15 protein-coding genes and 1 pseudogene are annotated in these 18226 nt (G+C 71.2%); 9 read left to right on the forward strand and 7 right to left on the reverse strand.

Translation table 11 applies throughout. The features are described from left to right. The 5 genes from JNK30_RS06420 to JNK30_RS06440 all read left to right on the forward strand — a co-directional run. Positions 1 to 180, forward strand: a 180-nt coding sequence (locus tag JNK30_RS06420; RefSeq protein ID WP_293481230.1) for a hypothetical protein, incomplete at its 5' end; no start/stop codon positions are given. Continuing rightward, positions 180 to 947, forward strand: coding sequence for a glucose-1-phosphate cytidylyltransferase (gene rfbF, locus JNK30_RS06425; protein WP_293481231.1), 768 nt, complete (start codon positions 180 to 182; stop codon positions 945 to 947). The genes JNK30_RS06420 and rfbF, both read left to right, overlap by 1 nt. Then, complete coding sequence (gene rfbG / locus JNK30_RS06430; protein WP_293481232.1) at positions 935 to 2005, forward strand: CDP-glucose 4,6-dehydratase; 1071 nt, start codon at positions 935 to 937, stop codon at positions 2003 to 2005. Before rfbF ends, rfbG begins: the two co-directional genes overlap by 13 nt. Then, a complete protein-coding gene (locus JNK30_RS06435; RefSeq protein WP_293481233.1) occupies positions 2002 to 3243 on the forward strand; it encodes a class I SAM-dependent methyltransferase in 1242 nt (413 codons plus the stop codon). Before rfbG ends, JNK30_RS06435 begins: the two co-directional genes overlap by 4 nt. After that, positions 3240 to 3767 carry a dTDP-4-dehydrorhamnose 3,5-epimerase family protein gene (locus JNK30_RS06440; protein WP_293481234.1) on the forward strand — a complete coding sequence of 176 codons (528 nt, stop codon included), beginning with the start codon at positions 3240 to 3242 and terminating at the stop codon, positions 3765 to 3767. The genes JNK30_RS06435 and JNK30_RS06440 overlap by 4 nt, the downstream gene beginning before the upstream one ends. A 41-nt stretch (positions 3768 to 3808) precedes the next feature. Here the strand turns inward: JNK30_RS06440 and JNK30_RS06445 are convergent, their stop codons facing one another. After that, positions 3809 to 4948 (reverse strand): aminotransferase class V-fold PLP-dependent enzyme, encoded by a 1140-nt coding sequence (locus JNK30_RS06445; protein WP_293481235.1) that lies wholly within the window; start codon positions 4946 to 4948, stop codon positions 3809 to 3811. 289 nt (positions 4949 to 5237) lie between these two features. Here JNK30_RS06445 and JNK30_RS06450 point away from each other — a divergent pair, with 289 nt between their 5' ends. Further along, positions 5238 to 6083: an alpha/beta hydrolase gene (locus tag JNK30_RS06450; RefSeq protein WP_293481236.1), complete on the forward strand. Its 846-nt coding sequence runs from the start codon at positions 5238 to 5240 to the stop codon at positions 6081 to 6083. A gap of 29 nt (positions 6084 to 6112) precedes the next feature. Here JNK30_RS06450 and JNK30_RS06455 read toward each other — a convergent pair whose 3' ends face one another. The 4 genes from JNK30_RS06455 to JNK30_RS06470 all read right to left on the reverse strand — a co-directional run bounded on the left by JNK30_RS06455 (position 6113) and on the right by JNK30_RS06470 (position 12377). Continuing rightward, positions 6113 to 7306 (reverse strand): acyl-CoA dehydrogenase family protein, encoded by a 1194-nt coding sequence (locus JNK30_RS06455; protein WP_293481237.1) that lies wholly within the window; start codon positions 7304 to 7306, stop codon positions 6113 to 6115. Positions 7307 to 7414: 108 nt separating this feature from the next. Further along, positions 7415 to 8692 carry a serine hydrolase gene (locus tag JNK30_RS06460; RefSeq protein ID WP_293481238.1) on the reverse strand — a complete coding sequence of 426 codons (1278 nt, stop codon included), beginning with the start codon at positions 8690 to 8692 and terminating at the stop codon, positions 7415 to 7417. Positions 8693 to 8694: 2 nt separating this feature from the next. Next, positions 8695 to 10998 carry a TonB-dependent receptor gene (locus JNK30_RS06465; RefSeq protein ID WP_293481239.1) on the reverse strand — a complete coding sequence of 768 codons (2304 nt, stop codon included), beginning with the start codon at positions 10996 to 10998 and terminating at the stop codon, positions 8695 to 8697. A gap of 113 nt (positions 10999 to 11111) precedes the next feature. Beyond that, entirely contained in the window at positions 11112 to 12377 is a 1266-nt protein-coding gene (locus tag JNK30_RS06470) for a TetR/AcrR family transcriptional regulator (RefSeq protein WP_293481240.1), read from the reverse strand. Positions 12378 to 12721: 344 nt separating this feature from the next. On the opposite strand from JNK30_RS06470, the gene JNK30_RS06475 reads away from it, so the two are divergent. The 3 genes from JNK30_RS06475 to JNK30_RS06485 all read left to right on the forward strand — a co-directional run bounded on the left by JNK30_RS06475 (position 12722) and on the right by JNK30_RS06485 (position 15391). After that, positions 12722 to 13783, forward strand: coding sequence for an FkbM family methyltransferase (locus JNK30_RS06475; RefSeq protein ID WP_293481241.1), 1062 nt, complete (start codon positions 12722 to 12724; stop codon positions 13781 to 13783). A gap of 148 nt (positions 13784 to 13931) precedes the next feature. Then, the gene (locus JNK30_RS06480; RefSeq protein ID WP_293481242.1) at positions 13932 to 14741 is read left to right on the forward strand and encodes an NAD(P)-dependent oxidoreductase; all 810 of its coding nucleotides are present in this window, start codon (positions 13932 to 13934) and stop codon (positions 14739 to 14741) included. Continuing rightward, positions 14738 to 15391 (forward strand): hypothetical protein, encoded by a 654-nt coding sequence (locus JNK30_RS06485; RefSeq protein ID WP_293481243.1) that lies wholly within the window; start codon positions 14738 to 14740, stop codon positions 15389 to 15391. Before JNK30_RS06480 ends, JNK30_RS06485 begins: the two co-directional genes overlap by 4 nt. A 4-nt stretch (positions 15392 to 15395) precedes the next feature. Here JNK30_RS06485 and JNK30_RS06490 read toward each other — a convergent pair whose 3' ends face one another. Both JNK30_RS06490 and JNK30_RS06495 read right to left on the reverse strand, forming a co-directional pair. Beyond that, positions 15396 to 16634, reverse strand: coding sequence for a cation:proton antiporter (locus tag JNK30_RS06490; protein WP_293481244.1), 1239 nt, complete (start codon positions 16632 to 16634; stop codon positions 15396 to 15398). 114 nt (positions 16635 to 16748) lie between these two features. Beyond that, positions 16749 to 18226, reverse strand: a pseudogene (locus JNK30_RS06495) (hypothetical protein); the annotation flags it as partial.

Here is an 18226-nt window from a genome sequence, read left to right on the forward strand (position 1 = left end):
TGCGCCCACACCGACGACGACTACGTCGCCGCTGCGGTGAAGCTGGCCGGCGACCGCGAGCGCCGGCAGGCCTTGCGGCTGGGCCTGCGCGACCAAGTGCGCCGCTCGCCGCTGGGACAGGCGCAGCGCTGGGTCGACGCCTTCGTCGCGCGTGCCATCGAATCCGTGGAGGCCAAGTGATGAAAGCCGTGATCCTCGCCGGCGGCCTCGGCACGCGCTTGTCCGAGGAGACCCAGCTGCGGCCGAAGCCGATGGTGGAGATCGGCGGCCGGCCGATCCTCTGGCACATCATGAAGCTGTACTCGTCGTACGGCTTCAACGACTTCGTCGTCTGCCTGGGCTACCGCGGCTACGTGGTGAAGGAGTATTTCGCCAACTACGTGCTGCACAACGCCGACCTCACCGTCGACCTGGCGAAGGGGTCCATCGAGTACCACGCCACGAATCATGAGCCGTGGCGCGTGACCCTGGTGGAGACCGGCGCCGACACCATGACCGGCGGGCGCCTGAAGCGCGTGGCGGGCTACCTCGACCCCGGCGAGCCGTTCTTCATGACCTACGGCGACGGCGTCTCCGACGTGGACCTCGGGGCGCTGGCCGCCTTCCACAAGGCCCACGGCAAGGCCGCCACCATCACCGCGGTGGCGCCGCCCGGCCGCTTCGGGGCGCTGGAGATCAACGACGGCCGCGTGGACCGCTTCGTGGAGAAGCCCCCGGGCGACCAGGGCCTGATCAACGGCGGCTTCTTCGTCCTGGACCCCTCGGTGCTCGAACGGATCGACGGCGACCCCACCATCTGGGAGCGCGAGCCGCTGGAGGGCCTCGCCGCGGACGGCGAGCTCATGGCCTGGCGCCACGACGGCTTCTGGGCCGCCATGGACACCCTGCGCGACAAGAACATCCTCGAGGCGCTCTGGGCCTCGGGCGAGGCGCCATGGCGCCGATGAGCGCGGCGGCGCCGGACGCCGGCTTCTGGCGCGGCAAGCGCGTCCTGCTCACCGGACACACCGGCTTCAAGGGCGCCTGGGCCGCGATCTGGCTCTCGCGCCTGGGGGCGGAGGTCACCAGCGTCGCCCTGCCGCCCGACCAGCAGCCCAGCCTCTTCACCCTGGCCGGCGTCGACAGCCTGGTGCAGTCGCACCTGCTCGACATCCGCGATCGCGCGGCGCTCGAGGCGGCCGTCGGCGGGCGCAGCTTCGACCTGGTGCTCCACATGGCCGCCCAGGCGATCGTGCGCACCTCGGTCGAGGACCCGGTCGGGACCTTCGACACCAACGTCATGGGCACGGCGCACCTGCTGCAGGCCCTGCGCGCCCAGCCGGCGCTTCAGGCCGTGCTCGTCATCACGTCCGACAAGGTCTACGCCAACAACGATTCCGGCCGGGCGTTCGTGGAAGGCGATCCGCTCGGCGGCAAGGATCCGTATTCGGCCTCCAAGGCCGCCGCCGAGATCGTGGTGCAGAGCTTCGCGCGCAGCTACTTCCCCGGCGTGGCGGTGGGCTCGGCGCGCGGCGGCAACGTCATCGGCGGCGGCGACTTCTCGCGCGATCGTCTCGTGGCCGACATCGTCCGCGCCGCCCGCGCCGGCGAGGCCGTCGTCCTGCGCCATCCGGAAGCGACGCGGCCGTGGCAGCACGTCCTGGACTGCCTGGCGGGCTACTTCACGCTGATCGAGGCCCTGGCTACGCGGCCCGACGCCCCGCGCGCCGTCAACTTCGGCCCGCGGCCGGGCGGGCCCGAGGTCACGGTGGGCGAGCTCGCGACCCTGGGCGTCCAGGCGCTGGGCGGCAAGCCATGGATCCACGAGCCCGACCCGAACTCGCTCGAAGCCAGGGCGCTGGCCATCGACGCCGGGCTGGCCCGGAGCGCACTGGGCTTCGAGAGCCGCCTGGACGCGCCCGAGGCGGTGGCGCTCACCATGGACTGGTACGCGCGTGAGGCCGCCGGCGAGAGCCCCCTCGGGCTATGCGTCGAGCAGATCGAAGGCTACGAAGCGCGCCGATGACCACGCCCGCCTGCCGCTTCTGCCGCGCGCCGCTGACGCGCACCTTCCTCGACCTAGGCCTGCAGCCGCTGGCCAACAGCTACCTTACGCCCGAACAGCTGGCGGCCGAGAACGAGCCGGTCTTCCCGCTGCACACCCGCGTCTGCGACCGCTGCTTCCTGGTGCAGGCCGACCACGAGGTGCCGGCCGAGGCGATCTTCGACGCCGGCTACGCCTACTTCTCCTCGTTCTCGCCGGGCTGGGTCGAGCACGCCCGGCGCTATGCCGACGCCATGATCGAGCGGTTCGGCCTGGGGCCCGAGTCGCTGGTGGTCGAGGTGGCGAGCAACGACGGCTACCTGCTGAAGCACTTCCTGGCCAAGGACATCCCCGTCCTGGGCGTCGAGCCCACCGCCAACACCGCCGAGGCCGCCCGCGCCATCGGCGTGCGCACCGACGTGGTGTTCTTCAATGCCGAGACCGGCGCCAACCTCGCCGCGCGCGGCGACCGCGCCGACCTGATGGCCGCCAACAACGTGCTGGCCCACGTCCCCGACCTGAACGCCTTCGTGAGCGGTTTCCGGCATGTCCTGAAGCCCGAGGGCGTGCTCACCTTCGAATTCCCGCACCTCCTGAACCTGATCGAGAAGGTGCAGTTCGACACCATCTACCACGAGCACTACTCGTACCTGTCGCTGGTCGCCGTGGAGCAGGTCCTGAACGCCCATGGCCTGCGGCCCTTCGATGTTGAACTGTTGTCCACCCACGGCGGTTCGCTGCGGCTGTTCGTCTGCCACCAGGCCTCCGGGCACGAGGAGACCGACGCCCTGCGGAGCCTGCGCGCCGCCGAGGCGGCGGCGGGCCTCGGCCGCATCGAAACCTACGACGGCTTCGCCGCCCGGGTGGAGGCGGTGCGCGACAGCTTCCTGGCCTTCCTCGCCGAGGCCCGAGACGACGGCAAGGCGATCGCCGCCTATGGCGCGGCGGCCAAGGGCAACACCTTCCTCAACTACTGCGGCGTCACCCGGGACGATATCGTCGAGGTCTACGACGCCAATCCCGCCAAGCAGGACCGCTACCTGCCCGGCAGCCACGTGCCGATCCGCAGCCCGGAGGCGGTGCGCCGCACGCGCCCCGACTACGTCCTGATCCTGCCCTGGAACCTCAAGGACGAGATCACGCGGCAGCTCGCCTTCATCGCCGACTGGGGCGGTCGCTTCGTCGTGGCGTCGCCCGAAACCCAGGTGCTTCAAGATTGAAGTTTTCGCGCACCAAGCTGGCCGGCGTCTTCCGCGTCGCGGCCGAGCCGCACCGTGACGAGCGCGGCGCCTTCGCCCGCCTGCACTGTCCCGACGAGTTCGCCGCCGCCGGCATTCCGTTCTCGCCCGCGCAGACCAGCCTCTCGTGCAATCCGCACGCGGGAACGCTGCGCGGCATGCACTACCAGCCCGCCCCCCATGCCGAGACCAAGCTGGTGCGGGTCACCCGCGGGCGCATCTTCGACGTGGCGCTCGACCTGCGGCCGGGCAGTCCCACCCACCGCCAGTGGACCGCCGAGGAGCTCTCGGCCGACAACCTGATGGCGCTCTACATCCCGGCGGGCGTGGCCCACGGCTTCCTGACGCTCGAGGCGAACACCGACGTCCTCTACCAGATCGCGCCGAAGTTCGCCCCGGGCCACGACGCCGGCGTCCGCTGGGACGACCCCGCTTTCGGCATCGCCTGGCCGGCGCCGCCGCAGCTCATCTCCGACCGCGACGCAGGCTATCCCGACTACCGGTAGGGTCCGCACTCAGTCCGCTGACTTGGAATTGGGTCCGGACCTCAGCGGGCGCCCGCCGCCACCCCGTCCAGCGCCGCACGCAGGCGGGCCACGCTGGCCGGAACGTCCTTCAGCTTGTCCAGGCCGAACAGGCCCAGGCGGAAGCTGCGGTAGTCGGGCCCCTCGTCCACCATCAGCGGCACGCCGGCGGCGATCTGCAGGCCCTGGGCGGCGAAGCGGCGGCCGGTCTGGATCTCGGGATCGTCGGTGTAGGCCACCACCACGCCCGGCGCGCCGAACCCCTCGGCCGCCACCGAGGCGATCTGCCGTTCCGCCAGCAGCGCCCGCACCTGCTGGCCCAGGTCCCACTGCGCCGCGCACAGCGCCTCGAAGCCGATCGACCGCGCCTCGGCCATCGCATTGCGCAGCGTGCGCAGCGCGTCGGTGGGCATGGTGGCGTGATAGGCGTGGCCGCCGTTCAGGTACGCCTCGGTGATGGTCAGCCACTTGCCCAGGTCGATGGCGAAGCTGGTGGACCTGGCCGCCCGGCAGGCCTCCAGCGCCGCCTCGCGCATCATCACCAGGCCCGACGAGGGCGGCGCCGACCAGCCCTTCTGCGGCGCGCCCACCAGCACGTCGACGTCCAGCGCCGCCATGTCCACCCAGACGCAGCCCGAGGCCACGCCGTCCAGCACGAACAACCCGCCCGCCGCGTGCGTGGCCTCGGCCACGGCCGCCACATAGGCGTCGGGCAGGATGATCCCGGACGCGGTCTCCACGTGCGGCGCAAAGACCACCTGCGGCCGCTCCCGCCGGATCGCCGCCGTCACCTCCTCGATCGGCGGCGGCGCGAACGGCGCGGTGGGCCCCTCGCCCTGGCGGCGCGCCTTCAGCACGATCTCTTCGGCCGGGATCGCGCCCGCCTCGAAGATCTGGCTCCAGCGGTACGAGAAGAAGCCGTTGCGGACCACCAGCACCTTGCGGCCCGTCGCGAACTGGCGCGCCACGGCCTCCATGGCGTAGGTGCCGCCGCCCGGGACGATCACCGCGCGGTCGGCCCGGTGCACCTCGCACAGCGTCCCGGTGATGTCGCGCATCACGTCCTGGAACGCCGCGCTCATGTGGTTCAGCGACCGGTCGGTGAACACCACCGAGAATTCCAGCAGCCCCTCGGGATCGATGTCGGGGCGAAGGCCGGGCATGGGTCGTCTCCGAGACAGGCGGTCCGGCCACACCCCGGACGCCGCCTGCTCAGCAGGAATGCGTCCATCCCGCAAGCCCTCCGCGACGCCGCCGTCCGCTCGCGGCCTCGGTCCTCCCCCTGCAGGGGAGGACGAGCGCTTTCGCGGGCTTGCCCACAGGCCCCGAAGGGGGCCGGCGGGGCGGCCCGCGGAGTGCGGACCCTGGCCCCGCCCCGCCCAGATCGGTTACCTCACGGGCGACGAAAGGCGAGCGGCGCATCGAGGGCCGCCGCGACCGGGGGAGAAGCCGATGTTCGTGTCCGTCAATGGCGTGCGCCTGTTCGTCGAAGTGCTGGGTCCGAAGCTGGCGCCGGACGGGCCGCGCATGGTCGAGCGGCCCACCGTGGTGGCCCTGCACGGCGGGCCCACGGACCACGCCCACATGCTGCCCATGGTGGCCGCGCTCGCCGACGTGGCCCAGGTTGTGGTGTACGATCACCGGGGCTGCGGCCGGAGCGAACCGGGCGACCCCGCCCGCTGGACGATGGACCAGTGGGCCGACGACGTGCGCGGCGTGTGCGAGGCGCTCGGCATCGAGAAGCCCATCGTCTTCGGCCACTCTTTCGGCGGCTACGTCACCCAGGCCTACGCGATCCGCCATCCCGGCCACGCCGCGCGCCTGGTGATGGCCGGCACGGGCCCCCGGTTCGACGCGGCCCTCTCCGCCGAGGGGTTCCGCCGCCAGGGCGGGGACGCGGCCGCCGAGGCCTTCGCGGCCTTCGCGGCCAACCCCGGCCCCGACACCACCGCAGCCTTCGTCGCCAACTGCCGCCGGCTCTACACGACCTCGCGCAAGATGGACGCCGACGTCGAGGCGCGCACCGTCACCAACGTCCCGCTGCTGTTCGACTTCTTCGGCCGCGAGACCCGCGCCCTCGACTTCACCCAGGGGCTGGGCCGCGTCACGGCGCCGGTGCTGATCCTGGGGGGCGACGAGGATCCCGTGATGCCGCCCGCCTACCAGGACGCGCTGGAGGCCGCCCTCGTGAACGCCCCGGTGCGCCGCCTCAGCTTCCCCAACTGCGGCCACGCCCTGGCCCTCGACGCACCGGACGCCCTTGCGTCAGCGCTCCGCGACTGGGCGACCGGCGGGTAGGGCGCCCTTGCCGACGACCGGCGCCTCCCTCACAGCCCGAGTTGGCGCGCGATGATGTTCTTCTGGATCTCGGTCGTGCCGCCGTAGATGGTCTGGGCCCGGGTGAAGAAGTAGCTCGCGGTGGTCGGGGCGGCGAAGGCCGGGATGTCCTCCAGCCCGTCGCGCCAGCCGGCCCCGCTGCGATCGGCGAAGAACGGCTGGGCGTACGGCCCGGCCAGCTCCAGCCCCCGCTCGGTCACCGCCTGGGCGGTCTCGGTGGCGGCGATCTTGATGATCGAGGCCTCGTCCCCGGGCGCCTCGCCATTGGTCAGGGGCGCGAGCGCCCGCAGCGTCGTCATCTCCAGGGCCAGCAGCTGGATCTCGGTCTCGGCCGTGCGGCGGCGCAGCCCCGAGACCGCCGCCAGTTCGTCGCCCCAGGGCGCCTGGGCCGCGGCCTGGCGCAGGGCCTGCAGCTGCCGCCGCTTCCCGGCCACGTGGGCGTACGACGTCCGCTCGTGGTTCAGGAGGTGGCGCGCATAGGTCCAGCCCAGGCCCTCGTCGCCGATCCGGTTCTCCACCGGCACGCGCACGCCGGTGAAGGTCACGGTGTTCAGGTGGTGACCGCCGTCGATCGTGATGATCGGCCTCACCTCGATCCCCGGCGTCGCCATGTCGATGCAGAGGAAGGTGATGCCCGCCTGCTTCTTCCCCTCGTCGGACGTGCGGACGAGGCAGAAGATCCAGTCGGCGTAGTGGCCGTTGCTGGTCCAGGTCTTCACGCCGTCGACCACATAGTGATCGCCCTCCCGGACGGCCCGGGTGCGCAGCGAAGCGAGGTCCGAGCCCGAGTCCGGCTCGGAATAGCCCTGCGCCCAGAAGGTGCGCGACGCCAGAATGTCGCCCAGCCAGCGGTCCTTCTGCGCCTGCGTCCCGAAGGTGTAGATCACCGGCGCCACGTACAGCAGGCCCATGGGCGAGACGTTGGGGGCCCCGGCGCGCTCCAGTTCCTCGTCGAAGATGAACCGCTGCGAGACGGTCCAGCCCGTCCCGCCGTAGGCTTCGGGCCACCCCGGCGCCAGCCAGCCCTTGGCGCTCATGGCCCGCTCCGAGGCCACCAGGTCCGCCTTCTCCAACACCTGACCGTTGGCCAGCTTCGCCAGGATCTCCTGCGGGTACTCCGTGGCGAAGTACGCCCGCACCATCGCCCGAAACGCCTCGTCTGCCTCGCTCGCTTCCAGCCTCACGCCAACCTCCACGCGCCTGCGCCGCCCCGCAGAGAGGGGCGCCACCCCTAGGTCAGTCCAGCGAAACCGGCGCTTCGGGCGTTTGTGGGCGACGCGTCCGCGCGGGGGTCACTTCCGGGGATGGGGCGCGGAGAGCGCCGTGTAGGTCCGTTCGCGCAGGTGGTCGCGGATCCGGTCCATGGGCGGAATGACCTGCGTCATGAAGATCACGATGACCTTCTGCATCGGATCGATCCAGAAGGTGGTGCTGGCCGCGCCGCCCCAGGCGTACTCGCCCACCGACCCCAGGCCGCCAAGCGCCGCCGTGCTGGTGACGACCGCGCCGCCGTAGCCGAAGCCAAGGCCCTCGCCCTGTCCCCCGAGCCCGAAGGCGGCGGTGGCCTTCATCTCGCCCAGCTGGGCCGGCGTGAGGTGGTTCGTCATCATCGCCGCCACGGCTGGGCGCGACAGGATCCGGCGGCCGTTGCCGGTCCCGCCGTCGGCCAGCATCCGGGCGAACCGCGCGTAGTCGTCGATCGTGGAGACCAGGCCCGCGCCGCCCGAGAAGCCGCCCAGCGGATGGAGCAGCGGGCTGGTCGCGCCGTCGTCGGTCTTCTGCAGGCCGCCCTTGAGCGACACCTGATACAGTGAGGCGAGGCGGTGGGCCTTCTCGGGCGGCACCGAGAAGCCCGTGTCGTCCATGCCCAGCGGCCTGAAGATCCGGTCTCGCGCAAAGGTCTCGAACGCGACGCCCGACGCCCGCTGGACCACAAGGGCCGCGACGTCCAGGGCCATGCTGTAGTGCCATCGCTCGCCCGGCTGGGCTACGAGCGGCAGGCCGGCCAGGGTGCGGGCGAACGCGTCGCCGCCCTTGAACGCCGGGTCGAAGCGCCAGACGTCGCCGGCCAGGGGCGTCTTCTTGTAGAGGCTGGCGACGGGCCCCGACTGGAAGGCGTAGCTGAAGCCGGCGGTGTGGGTGAGCAGGTTCTCCACGGTCATCGGACCGGCCGGGTCGGTCAGCATCCGGTCGCCGTCCATGCCCTTGAAGACCCGCAGTTCGCGGAACTCGGGTATGTAGTTCGTGACCGGATCGTCCAGGCGCAGCTTGCCCTCGTCCACGAGGATCATCACCGCCGCCGCCGTCACCGGCTTGGTCATCGAGTAGACGCGGAAGAGCGTGTCGCGCCGGATCGGCCTGCCGGCCTCCAGGTCGGCCATCCCGGCCTGAGCGTAGAAGAGCTCGCGGCCGTTCCGGAGCACGAGCACGCTGGCGCCGGGACGCTTGCCGCCGTCGGGAAGGCTTTCGACGTAGGCGCCCAGCGGCCGGAAGTCGGCCGCGGGCGCGGGCGCGGCGAGGCCGGCCGCGACCGCCAGGCCCGCGGCGAGGACGGTGAGCCGTCGGCGCATGCCTAGTACTTGAGCCGCAGGGTGGCGCCGTAGGTGCGAGGGTCGCCCTTGAAGCCGATGATGTAGCCCGAGGCGATCGGGGTCAGGGAGTTGAAGTAGTCCACGTCCCCGAGGTTCTTGCCCCAGACATAGGCGTCCCAGTTGCGGTCGGCGGCCCGGAGGCCCAGGCGCGCATTGATCAGATTCCGCGACGGCAGCCGACCATAGATCGTGTTGGTGGGATCGTTGCTGAAGCCCGAGCGGTAGCTGTCGTCGGCGCCCAGGTAGACTTCGGCCTCTCGGCCGGCCACCGACACGGGGCGCCGGTATTCGAACCCCAGAGCCATCGTCCACTTCGGCGTCCCGGCAAGTTCCGCGCCGTTGAAGCTGCACGTCGGCGGCGCGGGCAGCGGCGTCTCGATGGGGCACAGCCCGTTCGGGAAACGCACGATGGTGGCCTTGTTGTAGGTCAGCGCGCCGTACAGATCGAGGCTGTCGCCGACGCGGCCCGACGCCGTCACCTCGAAGCCCTTCGACCGCACCTTCGGCACGTTCGCGAGATACAGGCGCAGGATCGCCGGATCGACGGTGTTGGCCTGGTAGTCCTTGTCGGTCTGGTGGAAGACATCGGCGTTCAGGGTGAGGCGGCGATCGAACAGCCGCGACTTCACCCCCACCTCGAAGGCGTCGATGGTCTCGGGCTTCACGATCGGGGTCGCGCCGGGAGGCAGCTGATTCAGGTTCAGGCCGTTCGAGCGGGAGCCCCGCGAGTACGAGCCATAGACCAGCACGTCCTCGTTGACCTGGTAGGCGGCGTCGAGGTGGCCGCTCCAGGCCCCGTCCTTGACGCGCACGGTGTAGGACCTGGCCGACCCGAGGGCCGCGCGGATGGGTGCAAAGGCGGCCAACGGGCCCAGCAGCGGCGCGCCGCCCGACGTCACCGCGTCGTAGGTTCCGCGCTTGCGGTCGGACGTATAGCGGAGGCCGCCCGTGAGGCTCAGCGCCTCGGTCGCGTGCCAGGTCAGCTGCCCGAAGGCGGCGTAGCTGGTGGTGTTGTACTTGGCGGTGCTGTTCTGCCTGTAGCCATTGAGGATCAGGGCCGGCAGGGCGCGGTTGACGAGCGCCGCGGTGGCGGCGCTGCCGAACTCGGTCACCGCGCGGGCCTCCAGGACCTCGTGCCAGGCGAAGAGGCCGGCCACATAGTCCAGCCTGTTCTCGCCGACGGAGGCGATGCGCAGTTCCTGGCTGAACTGCTCCTGGTCATCCTCGACCGCCGACTGGCGGACGTCGTCCAGGGCGCTCTGGAAGAGGTCGCTGGCCGGCCGCCAATCCCAGTAGCGCCACGCCGTGATCGACGTCAGCACCGCGTGGGGCATCCTCCAGGTCATCTCGGCGGAGAGGCCGCCGGTGTCCTGGTTGGCCTTCACCGGTGAGTCCACCTGCACCCGGCCGAGTCGCGGCGTCGAGCCGAACTGGGCCGACAGCGCGGTGAAGCTCGCGCCCGACGGCGGCGTGAAGAGATCGGTGATCAGGGCGGAACAGCAGTGGGTGTGCTGGCGGCTGTAGTCGGCGATCACCCGCAGCCGGACGTCGTCCGACAGCACGAAGAGCGTCTGGCCGCGGACGGTCAGGTTGTCGTAGTCGTTGATCCGCTTTCCGTCGACGGCGTTGACCTGGTAGCCGTCGCGCGAGGTCCTCGAGATCGACAGTCGCGCGGCGACCCGGTCGGCCACGATCGGGCCGGTGAGCGAGCCCTTCAGCTGGTAGAATCCGTAGTTGCCGACTCCGCCTTCGACGGTCGCGCCGGGCTCGAACGACGGGCTGGCCGTGGTCACGCTCACCGCGCCGGCGGTGGTGTTCTTGCCGTAGAGAGTGCCCTGCGGGCCGTTCAGGACCTGCACGCTCTGCAGGTCGATCAGGTCGAACGAGGCCGTGGCCGAGCGGTTGTAGTAGACCCCGTCCACATAGAAGCCGACGCCGGGGTCCAGCCCGTCATTGGCCAGACCGACCGCGTTGCCCAGGCCGCGGATGTTGATCTGCGAGTTGCGGGGATTGACGAACTGGAACTGCAGGCTGGGTACGAAGCGGACCAGCTCGGCGATCCCGGTGGTGTTGGTCTTCTCCAGGAACTCGCCCGAGACGGCGGCCACGGCGGCGGGCACCCTCTGCAGGTTCTCCTCGCGGTGGCGGACGGTCACAACGACCTCGTCGACCGTCGTGGCGGACTCCTCGGCCGCCAGCGCCGCTGCAGGCGCCCCCATGAGCGCGACGCCGCACAGCAGGGCCCCGCGAACGCCGGCCGCGCGGCCTGAAACCCTGAAACCCATCCGAACGTCCCCCCGGTCATTTTTTGACACTAGGGTGTCGTATACCACCGTACCGCAGGGCGACGCCAAGTGATTTTACACTTGGGTGTCATTGTCCAGCGCAGAGTCAATCCTCAGAGGGGGGCGATTCCCAGGCGGTGCACGTCGACGACCTCGGCCGCGACGAACGGGCGCTGGGGCGGGGGGATGTGCACCAGCCCCTTCGACAGCCAGGCGGCCACCGTCGGAAAGACCGGGAGCAGGGCGACGACGTCGATCTCGGGGCGGATCTCGCCCTGCTCGCGCAGGCGCTCCGCGTAGCCGAGGAACCTCTGGCCCAGCCCGTCGATATAGTCGGCCAGCCGCGCTTTGTCGGCCGGGTCGTGGGCGTCGAAGCCGCGTCCCACCCGCATCGGAATGATGTCGTCGCACAGCCAGGTTTCGGCCGAGGCGCGCAGGACGGCGATCATGACATCCAGCGCCTTGGCGCCGGCGGCCTGGTGGGCCTCGCCCTGGGCCTGGATGGCCGCGGTGATGGCGAATGATCGCTCCAGGCACGCGGTCACCAACGCGCGCTTGTCGCCCACATGCTGATACAGGGTCCGCTTGGTGGCCCCCAGGACCGCGGCGATGTCGTCCATGGAGGTTGCGTCCACGCCCTTGCGGTTGAAGAGGTCGGACGCGGCGATGAGGATCTGTTCGCGCTTCGAGGCGGCCAGGCCCTGCCGGTCGAAGGCCGAGACCCGCGCCGCGCGGAGGGGATCGAGATCGATGGCGAGCGGCCGGATCACACGCCGGCGGTCGGACGCCCATCCGTGCGCCATCACCGTCTTCAGCAGGGCGATGAAGTCGCCCTCCCCCTCCGCGCCCAGCGCCGTCGGGAAGTTGAAGATCTGGGGCACGCTGTGGATCATGCTGATCAGCGTGCGCGCGACGATGTCGGACTCCAGCGGCCGAATCTCGCCCCGCTTCATACCGGCGTCCAGCACATCGCCCAGCCGCGCCACCACGCCCTCGAACAGCGCGAGCACGGTCGCGCGGTCGTCCTCCCGCAGCAGGCCCAGCTCGGTCATGGCCGCGATCTGCGGCTGCCCGGGCGCCAGGATGCGTGACGCGAAGCCCTGCACGACGCCTAGCGCGCCGCGCTCCTCGTTCACCGCCTGACCCAGCGCGCGCGCCAGAAGCTCGCACGAGCGGCGGTAAACCTGGAACACCAGGTCCTCGCGGTCGTCGATGTAGTAGTAAAGCGCGGCGCGGCTCAGGCTCAGCCCGGCCGCCAGGTCATGCAGCATGGTGTCGCGGACCCCGTCGCGGTTGAGCTGCCGGGCGGCGCTATCGAACAGGATCTCCCGTCGCGACGGGCCGACGGCCGGGCCCGGCCTGGGCGCTCTCCGGGTCACGCGTCCACTCTCAGTTCCCAAGGTGCCCCGGCCTCGCATGCGACTGGGCCCGGAGGCAAGCGGCGTGAAGCGGGCAAGCTGGCGCCGCGAAGCGACCCGCGAGCGAAGCCCTCGCCGCGGCGCGCAACCGCGACGCCGTCAGCGGCCGCCTGGCCCCGCCCATGGACCTGCCGTCCCGGGAACGCCCGGTCTTCCGATGCGCGAAAACCGGGGTGGCAGCCGCGGGGAGACGACCCGTGGTTCCAAACACCGGCGCTGCCGCCTCACCGAGGTGAAGCCCGCCCAGCCTCCACCTCGCGGAGAATCCGCGCTAGAGAGGCCCCGCAACACACGGACTGGATTTCATGCCCGACCCCAAGGCGCTCGAAGCCCTCGCCCGCATCGGCGAAGTGGACGACTGGCGCGCCGCCTTCATCCGCCAGCTCATCGCCTTCGAGCACGCGATCGAAGCGCCCGGCGTCGACGTGCGCGAGACGCTCACCGGCCCCCTGGTGGATGCGCTCTACGACGACGACCAGGTCGTGCGGAAGATGCTGTCCAGCGGGGTCATGTTCGAGTTCCTCTACCGCTCGAAGATCGCCCGCGACTTCGTGATGTCCGAGCCCGAGGCGCCCGACCACGCGTGGGAGCCGATGACCAGCCGCATCCTGGTGAACCTCGCCAAGGGGGCGAAGGACGTGGTCATCGGCGGCGCCTACTTCGGCGACCACGCCGTGCTGATCGCCCGCGAGATCGCCGGGAACGGCGGCGTCGTCCACGCCTTCGAGCCCAACACCCAGCAGCGCGGCATGCTGATGAAGAACGCCGAGCTGAACGGGCTGTCCAACATCCGGCCGCGGCCCGAGGGGCTCTGGCACGACTCCACCACCAACCTGAAGCTGGTCGGCTACGACAGCTTCGCCAACGCCGAGGTGGCGCAAGCCGGCGACGACACGTTCCGGACGGTGACCATCGCCGACTACCTGGCGGCCGCCGGGGTCGACCGCCTCGACCTGATCGTCCTCGACATCGAGGGCGCCGAGCTGGGCGCGCTCAAGGGCGCGGCGTCGTTCCTGGCCCAGCCGGCCGGGCAGGCGCCGGCCATCCTGTTCGAGGTCCACCGCCACTACGTCGATTGGTCGAACGGGCTGGCGAACACCGAGATCGCGAAGCTGCTCACCGGCCACGGCTACACGCTTTACGGCCTGCGCGACTTCAACTCGAACTACGACCTGGCGGGCAAGCCGATCGAGCTGATCCCCATGGACGACATCTACCTGGAAGGGCCGCCGCACGGCTTCAACATGGTGGCGGTAAAGGACCCGAAGGTGTTCGACGCGCCCGGCTATTCGATCGTCAAGGGCGTCAGCCCCAAGTACCTGCGCCACAAGGATCCCAAGCTCCACCACCCCCTGGGCGGGCTCTAATGGCCGCCGCCGCCCCGGTCCTCCCCTGCAAGGGGAGGGGGACCGGGCGAAGCCCGGTGGAGGGGGCGCTGGCGCCGCGGGCCGCCCCCCTCCGACCCCTGCGGGGGAGGATCGGTCGCGGGTTCGGCGCGATCGGCGGGGCGGGCTCATGACCGCCAGAACCGCCACCGTCGTCGGCGCGGCCGGGTTCGTCGGAGCCCGGCTTGTCACGCGGCTCACGGCCGACGGCTGGGACGTCTGGGCGCCCTCGAAGGGCGATCCCGATCTCCTGACCCGCGACCTTGGGACGGTCTTCTACTGCGCCGGCCTCACCGCCGACTACGACCGCCGCCCGTTCGACACCGTCGAGGCGCACGCCACCCTGGTGAGCCGCCTCATCGAGGCCGGGCGCTTCGAACGGCTGGTCTACTGCTCCTCGACGCGGCTCTACGACGGCCAGCGCAAGGACCTGGTCCACGAGGCCGAGCCCCTGGTCTTCGACCCGGCCGATCCCCGCCGCGTCTACGACCTCTCCAAGGCGCTGGGCGAGAACCTGACCCTGGCGCGTTCGGGCGGCCGCGGCGCCGTGGCGCGGCTGTCGAACGTCTACGACTGGGCCGACGGCGCCCCGGGGTTCCTCTCCGAGTGGCTGATCCAGGCGCGGTCGACCCGCGACCTCGCGCTCGACTCGAGCCCCAACATCGCCCGCGACTACATCCACCTCGACGACACGGTCGCGGCCCTGATCGCCATCGCCGAGCGGGGGGAGGGCGTCTACAACGTCGCCGCCGGCCGGCTCACCACCAACGCCGAGATCGCCCGCTGCTTCGAGGCCCGTGGCTTCTGGGTGAAGTTCGCGCGCGACGCCAGCCCGCCGCCGCCGCCCAACGCCTCGGTGGAGCGCCTCGCCGGCCTTGGCGTCGCGGCGCGGCCGGTGGAGGATGTGATCGCCGCCTACCTGGAGGGGCTGTCCGCGTGAAGCTGCTCGACCACACCCGCGAGAGCCTGATCGGCTACCTGACCGCCCAGTGCGCCGCCATCGTGCCCGACGGCCGCGAGGGCGAGTTCCGCAAGGCGGTGGACGCCCACATCGACGAGGCGCTCGAGCGGATGCACGTGTGCATCAACGCCTGCGCCCCCTGGCGTCCCGACCAGTTCAACGTGCTGCAAAGCTCGCAGCACTGCATTTTCCTCTACTACCTCTCGAACACCATGTACCGGCGCTCGGGCGAGACGGCGGCGGCGACGCGCCTTTTCCTGATGAACAAGGCGCTGAACGGCATCGACCTGTTCTACGAGATCCAGATGCCGCCGGTGTTCTACATCGGCCACTCGGTGGGCATCGTGCTCGCCAAGGCCACCTACGGGAACTACCTGGTGCTCTACCAGAATTCGACCGTGGGCCGGCACAAGGACCAGATCCCGGTGATCGGCGAGCGGGTGGTGATCTACCCCAACTGCGCCGTGATCGGCCGCTCGGTGATCGGCGACGACGCGGTCCTGAGCCAGGGGACGAGCGCGGTGAACAAGACCGTGCCGGCGGGCGTGATCGCGTTCCGCTCGAGCGGGACGGACCTGGCCTTCCAGCCCCGGCCGGACGACCTGCTCAAGGAGTATTTCCGGCTGTAGGGCCTCAGTCGGTCTGCTTCTCGCCCGTGGCGCGCTCGACCGCGAAGGCGGCGGAGAAGCCGTGCAGGACTGTCGAGACGAGGACCGTGAGGGCCGTGATCGCCCAGAGCTCGGCCTCGTTCTTGAGCTCCATGTGGCTGCCCGCGTAGCTCAGGTAGTAGATCGAGCCGACCCCGCGCACCCCGTAGAAGGCGACCACCAGCCGCTCGCGCCCGCGCAGCCGCGATCCGGCCAGCGAAGCCAGCCCGGCGACCGGCCGGATCACTAGGACCAGCGCCAGGGCGATCAGGACCCCTGTCGCGTCGAGCGCGCTCAAGAGCACCGGCATCGCCGCCCCCAGGCCGATCAGGAGCATGGCCGTCAGCGCGTGCTCGATCGTCTCGGAGAAGTCGTGCAGCCGGACGTGGAAGGCGTGCTCCGACTCCACGCGCCGCAGGCTGACTCCGGCCACGAAGGCGGCGATGAAGCCATAGCCCTCGGCCAGCTCGGTCACGCCGTAGGCGACGAAGACCCCGGCCAGCGCGAACACGCCGGCCTCGGTCTCGGCGAGGGCGTTCTCGCGCGGGAATTCGAACAGCACCTTGCCCAGCAGCCAGCCGACCCCGACGCCGCAGACCACGCCCACGACGATGCGATAGGCCACGTCCAGCGCCGCCCAGTCGCCGAGCAGCTGCGGGGTCAGGGCGGCTGCGCCCAGGGCGAGGCTCAGGTGGACGAAGGGAAACGCGAGCCCGTCGTTCAGCCCGGCCTCGGTGGTGAGCGTGAAGCGGACGGGGTGCTCGCCCCCCTCGGTAGGCCGCCCCACCTGGACGTCGCCGGCCAGCACGGGGTCGGTCGGCGCGAGGACCGAGCCCAGCAACAGCGCGCCCGCCAGGGTCATGCCGGCCGCCTGCCACCCCAGCGCGGCGACGCCCAGGATCGTCAGCGGCATGGCGATGGCCAGCAGTCGGATGGTCGGCCCCCATCGCGGCAGGTCGAAGACGCGGTCGATGCGCAGGCCCACGCCGAACAGGCCCACGATGACGCAGAGCTCGCTGACCACTTCCCAGGGCTTGGGCGCGGCGGTCGGGCTGATCGCCTCGGGGCCGCCCTCGATCCAGCCGAACAGCAGCCAGCCCAGCCCGATCAGGAGCGCCGACGCCGCGGGCTCGCGGCCGGACACGAAGCGCGGCAGCCAGTAGGCGAGGATGATCGCCAGCCCGACGGCCGCCAGGAGGAAGTGGTAGCTGGAGAACTCGAACATCCGGGCTCCGGTCGGCCGTCTGCGGCGGGCCGGCCGCGGCGAGGTCCAGGCGCGCGACTCCCGGCTCGACCGCAGCGAACACGCTCAAGCCCGACCGGTTCCTCCCGGCGCGTCTCAGCCCCGGCCTTCCGGCGATCCCCGCACCGCCGTCCACACGGTCTCGTAGAAGTCGCGCGCCCATTCCGCCGTGCGGCCCAGGGGGCCGTTCCGCAGGCCGGCGCGCAGGGTCCGGCGCAGCTCGCGCCGCCGCGGTTCGTCGGCCGCGATCGCCATCGCGGTGGCTTGGTAGCCTTCGATATCGTCGGCGCAGAGGTCGCCGAGCCCGGCGTTCGTCAGGATGGATCGGGAGAGGCGCTCGTAGAAGGCGGGCCCCGCAAGGCTCACGACCGGCACGCCCATCCAGAGGCTCTCGGTCGTCGTCGTGCCGCCGGTCAGCGGGAAGGTGTCGAGGCAGACGTCGACGTCGTTCAGATGGGCAAGATGCTCGCCGCGAACGGCGCGCCAGAGGAGCCGGCCCGCGTCCACGCCCTCGGCCGCGAAGGCCCGCTCGATGTTGGCGCGGAAGGCGGCCGAGGCGGCCTCGGGGCGCACCACCATGAACCGGCTTCCCGGCACGGCCGCCACCACGCGCGCCCAGGCCTGCAGCGTCCGGCGGTTGTACTTGTAGGGGTTGTTGGCGGTGCCGAAGGTGACGAAGCCGTTTCGGGCGGACGGCGGCGCCTCGGTCACGGGCGTCCCGTCGGTGAAGGCGTGCTCGCCCAGCGTGATCCACGAGGTGGGCAGCGGCAGCGGGCGCTCGATCATCAGCTCGGCGCGCTGCGGCGCGTTCAGCGGGTCGCAGATCATCCAGTCGATGTTGGAGAGCCCGACCGAGTGCGGATAGCCCAGCCAGCTCGCCAGCCGGGGCGCGGGCTGGAAGGCCATGACCTCGATCCGGTTGTGCTGCGTCGAGCCGCCCAGTTCGATGAGGAGGTCCAGCTGGTCGTCCGCGATCGCCTGGGCGGCGTCCCGGGCCGACAGGTGAGGCAGGCTGCGGAAGGCCGCCGCGCCCGCCCGGACGCGCGCCTGAACGTCGTCCTCCCGGCCTGGGTAGAACGAGTAGACATGCAGGTCGAAGCGCGGATCCCGATGCTCGAACAGCGGGAGGGCGAAGTAGCCGACGGCATGCCGCCGGAGGTCCGACGAAAGGAAGCCCAGGCGCAGCCGGCCGTCGGGCGGCCGCGGCGCCCGCCGCGAGATCGGCGCGCGCACGGCCCAGGCCTCGGTGTTCCGGCCCCAGAGACGGTGCTGCGCCAGCAGTTCCAGCCGGTCGGCGTCGTCCACCACCCGCGGAAGCTGATCCAGGAGACCCGCGTGCCGTCCGCTCCCGGCGAAGCTGCGCCCCATCTCTGCGAAACTGCCCAGGCGTTCCACCGCTTCGAAGTCGCAGGCGCGGCCCAGCACCTCGCTCAGGATCTTGTTGCCCGGCGCGGGCTTCTGCGCGGCGAGCTTCAGCGCCAGGCTGTAGGCGCGGTCCAGGCTCGGGCCCTCGGTCTCGGCGCGGTCGCGGGCGAGCCCCTCGCACAGCGTCATGGCGTAGTCGACGTTGCCGG

The organism is Phenylobacterium sp. (genome assembly GCF_016793225.1).
Lineage (GTDB): Bacteria > Pseudomonadota > Alphaproteobacteria > Caulobacterales > Caulobacteraceae > Phenylobacterium.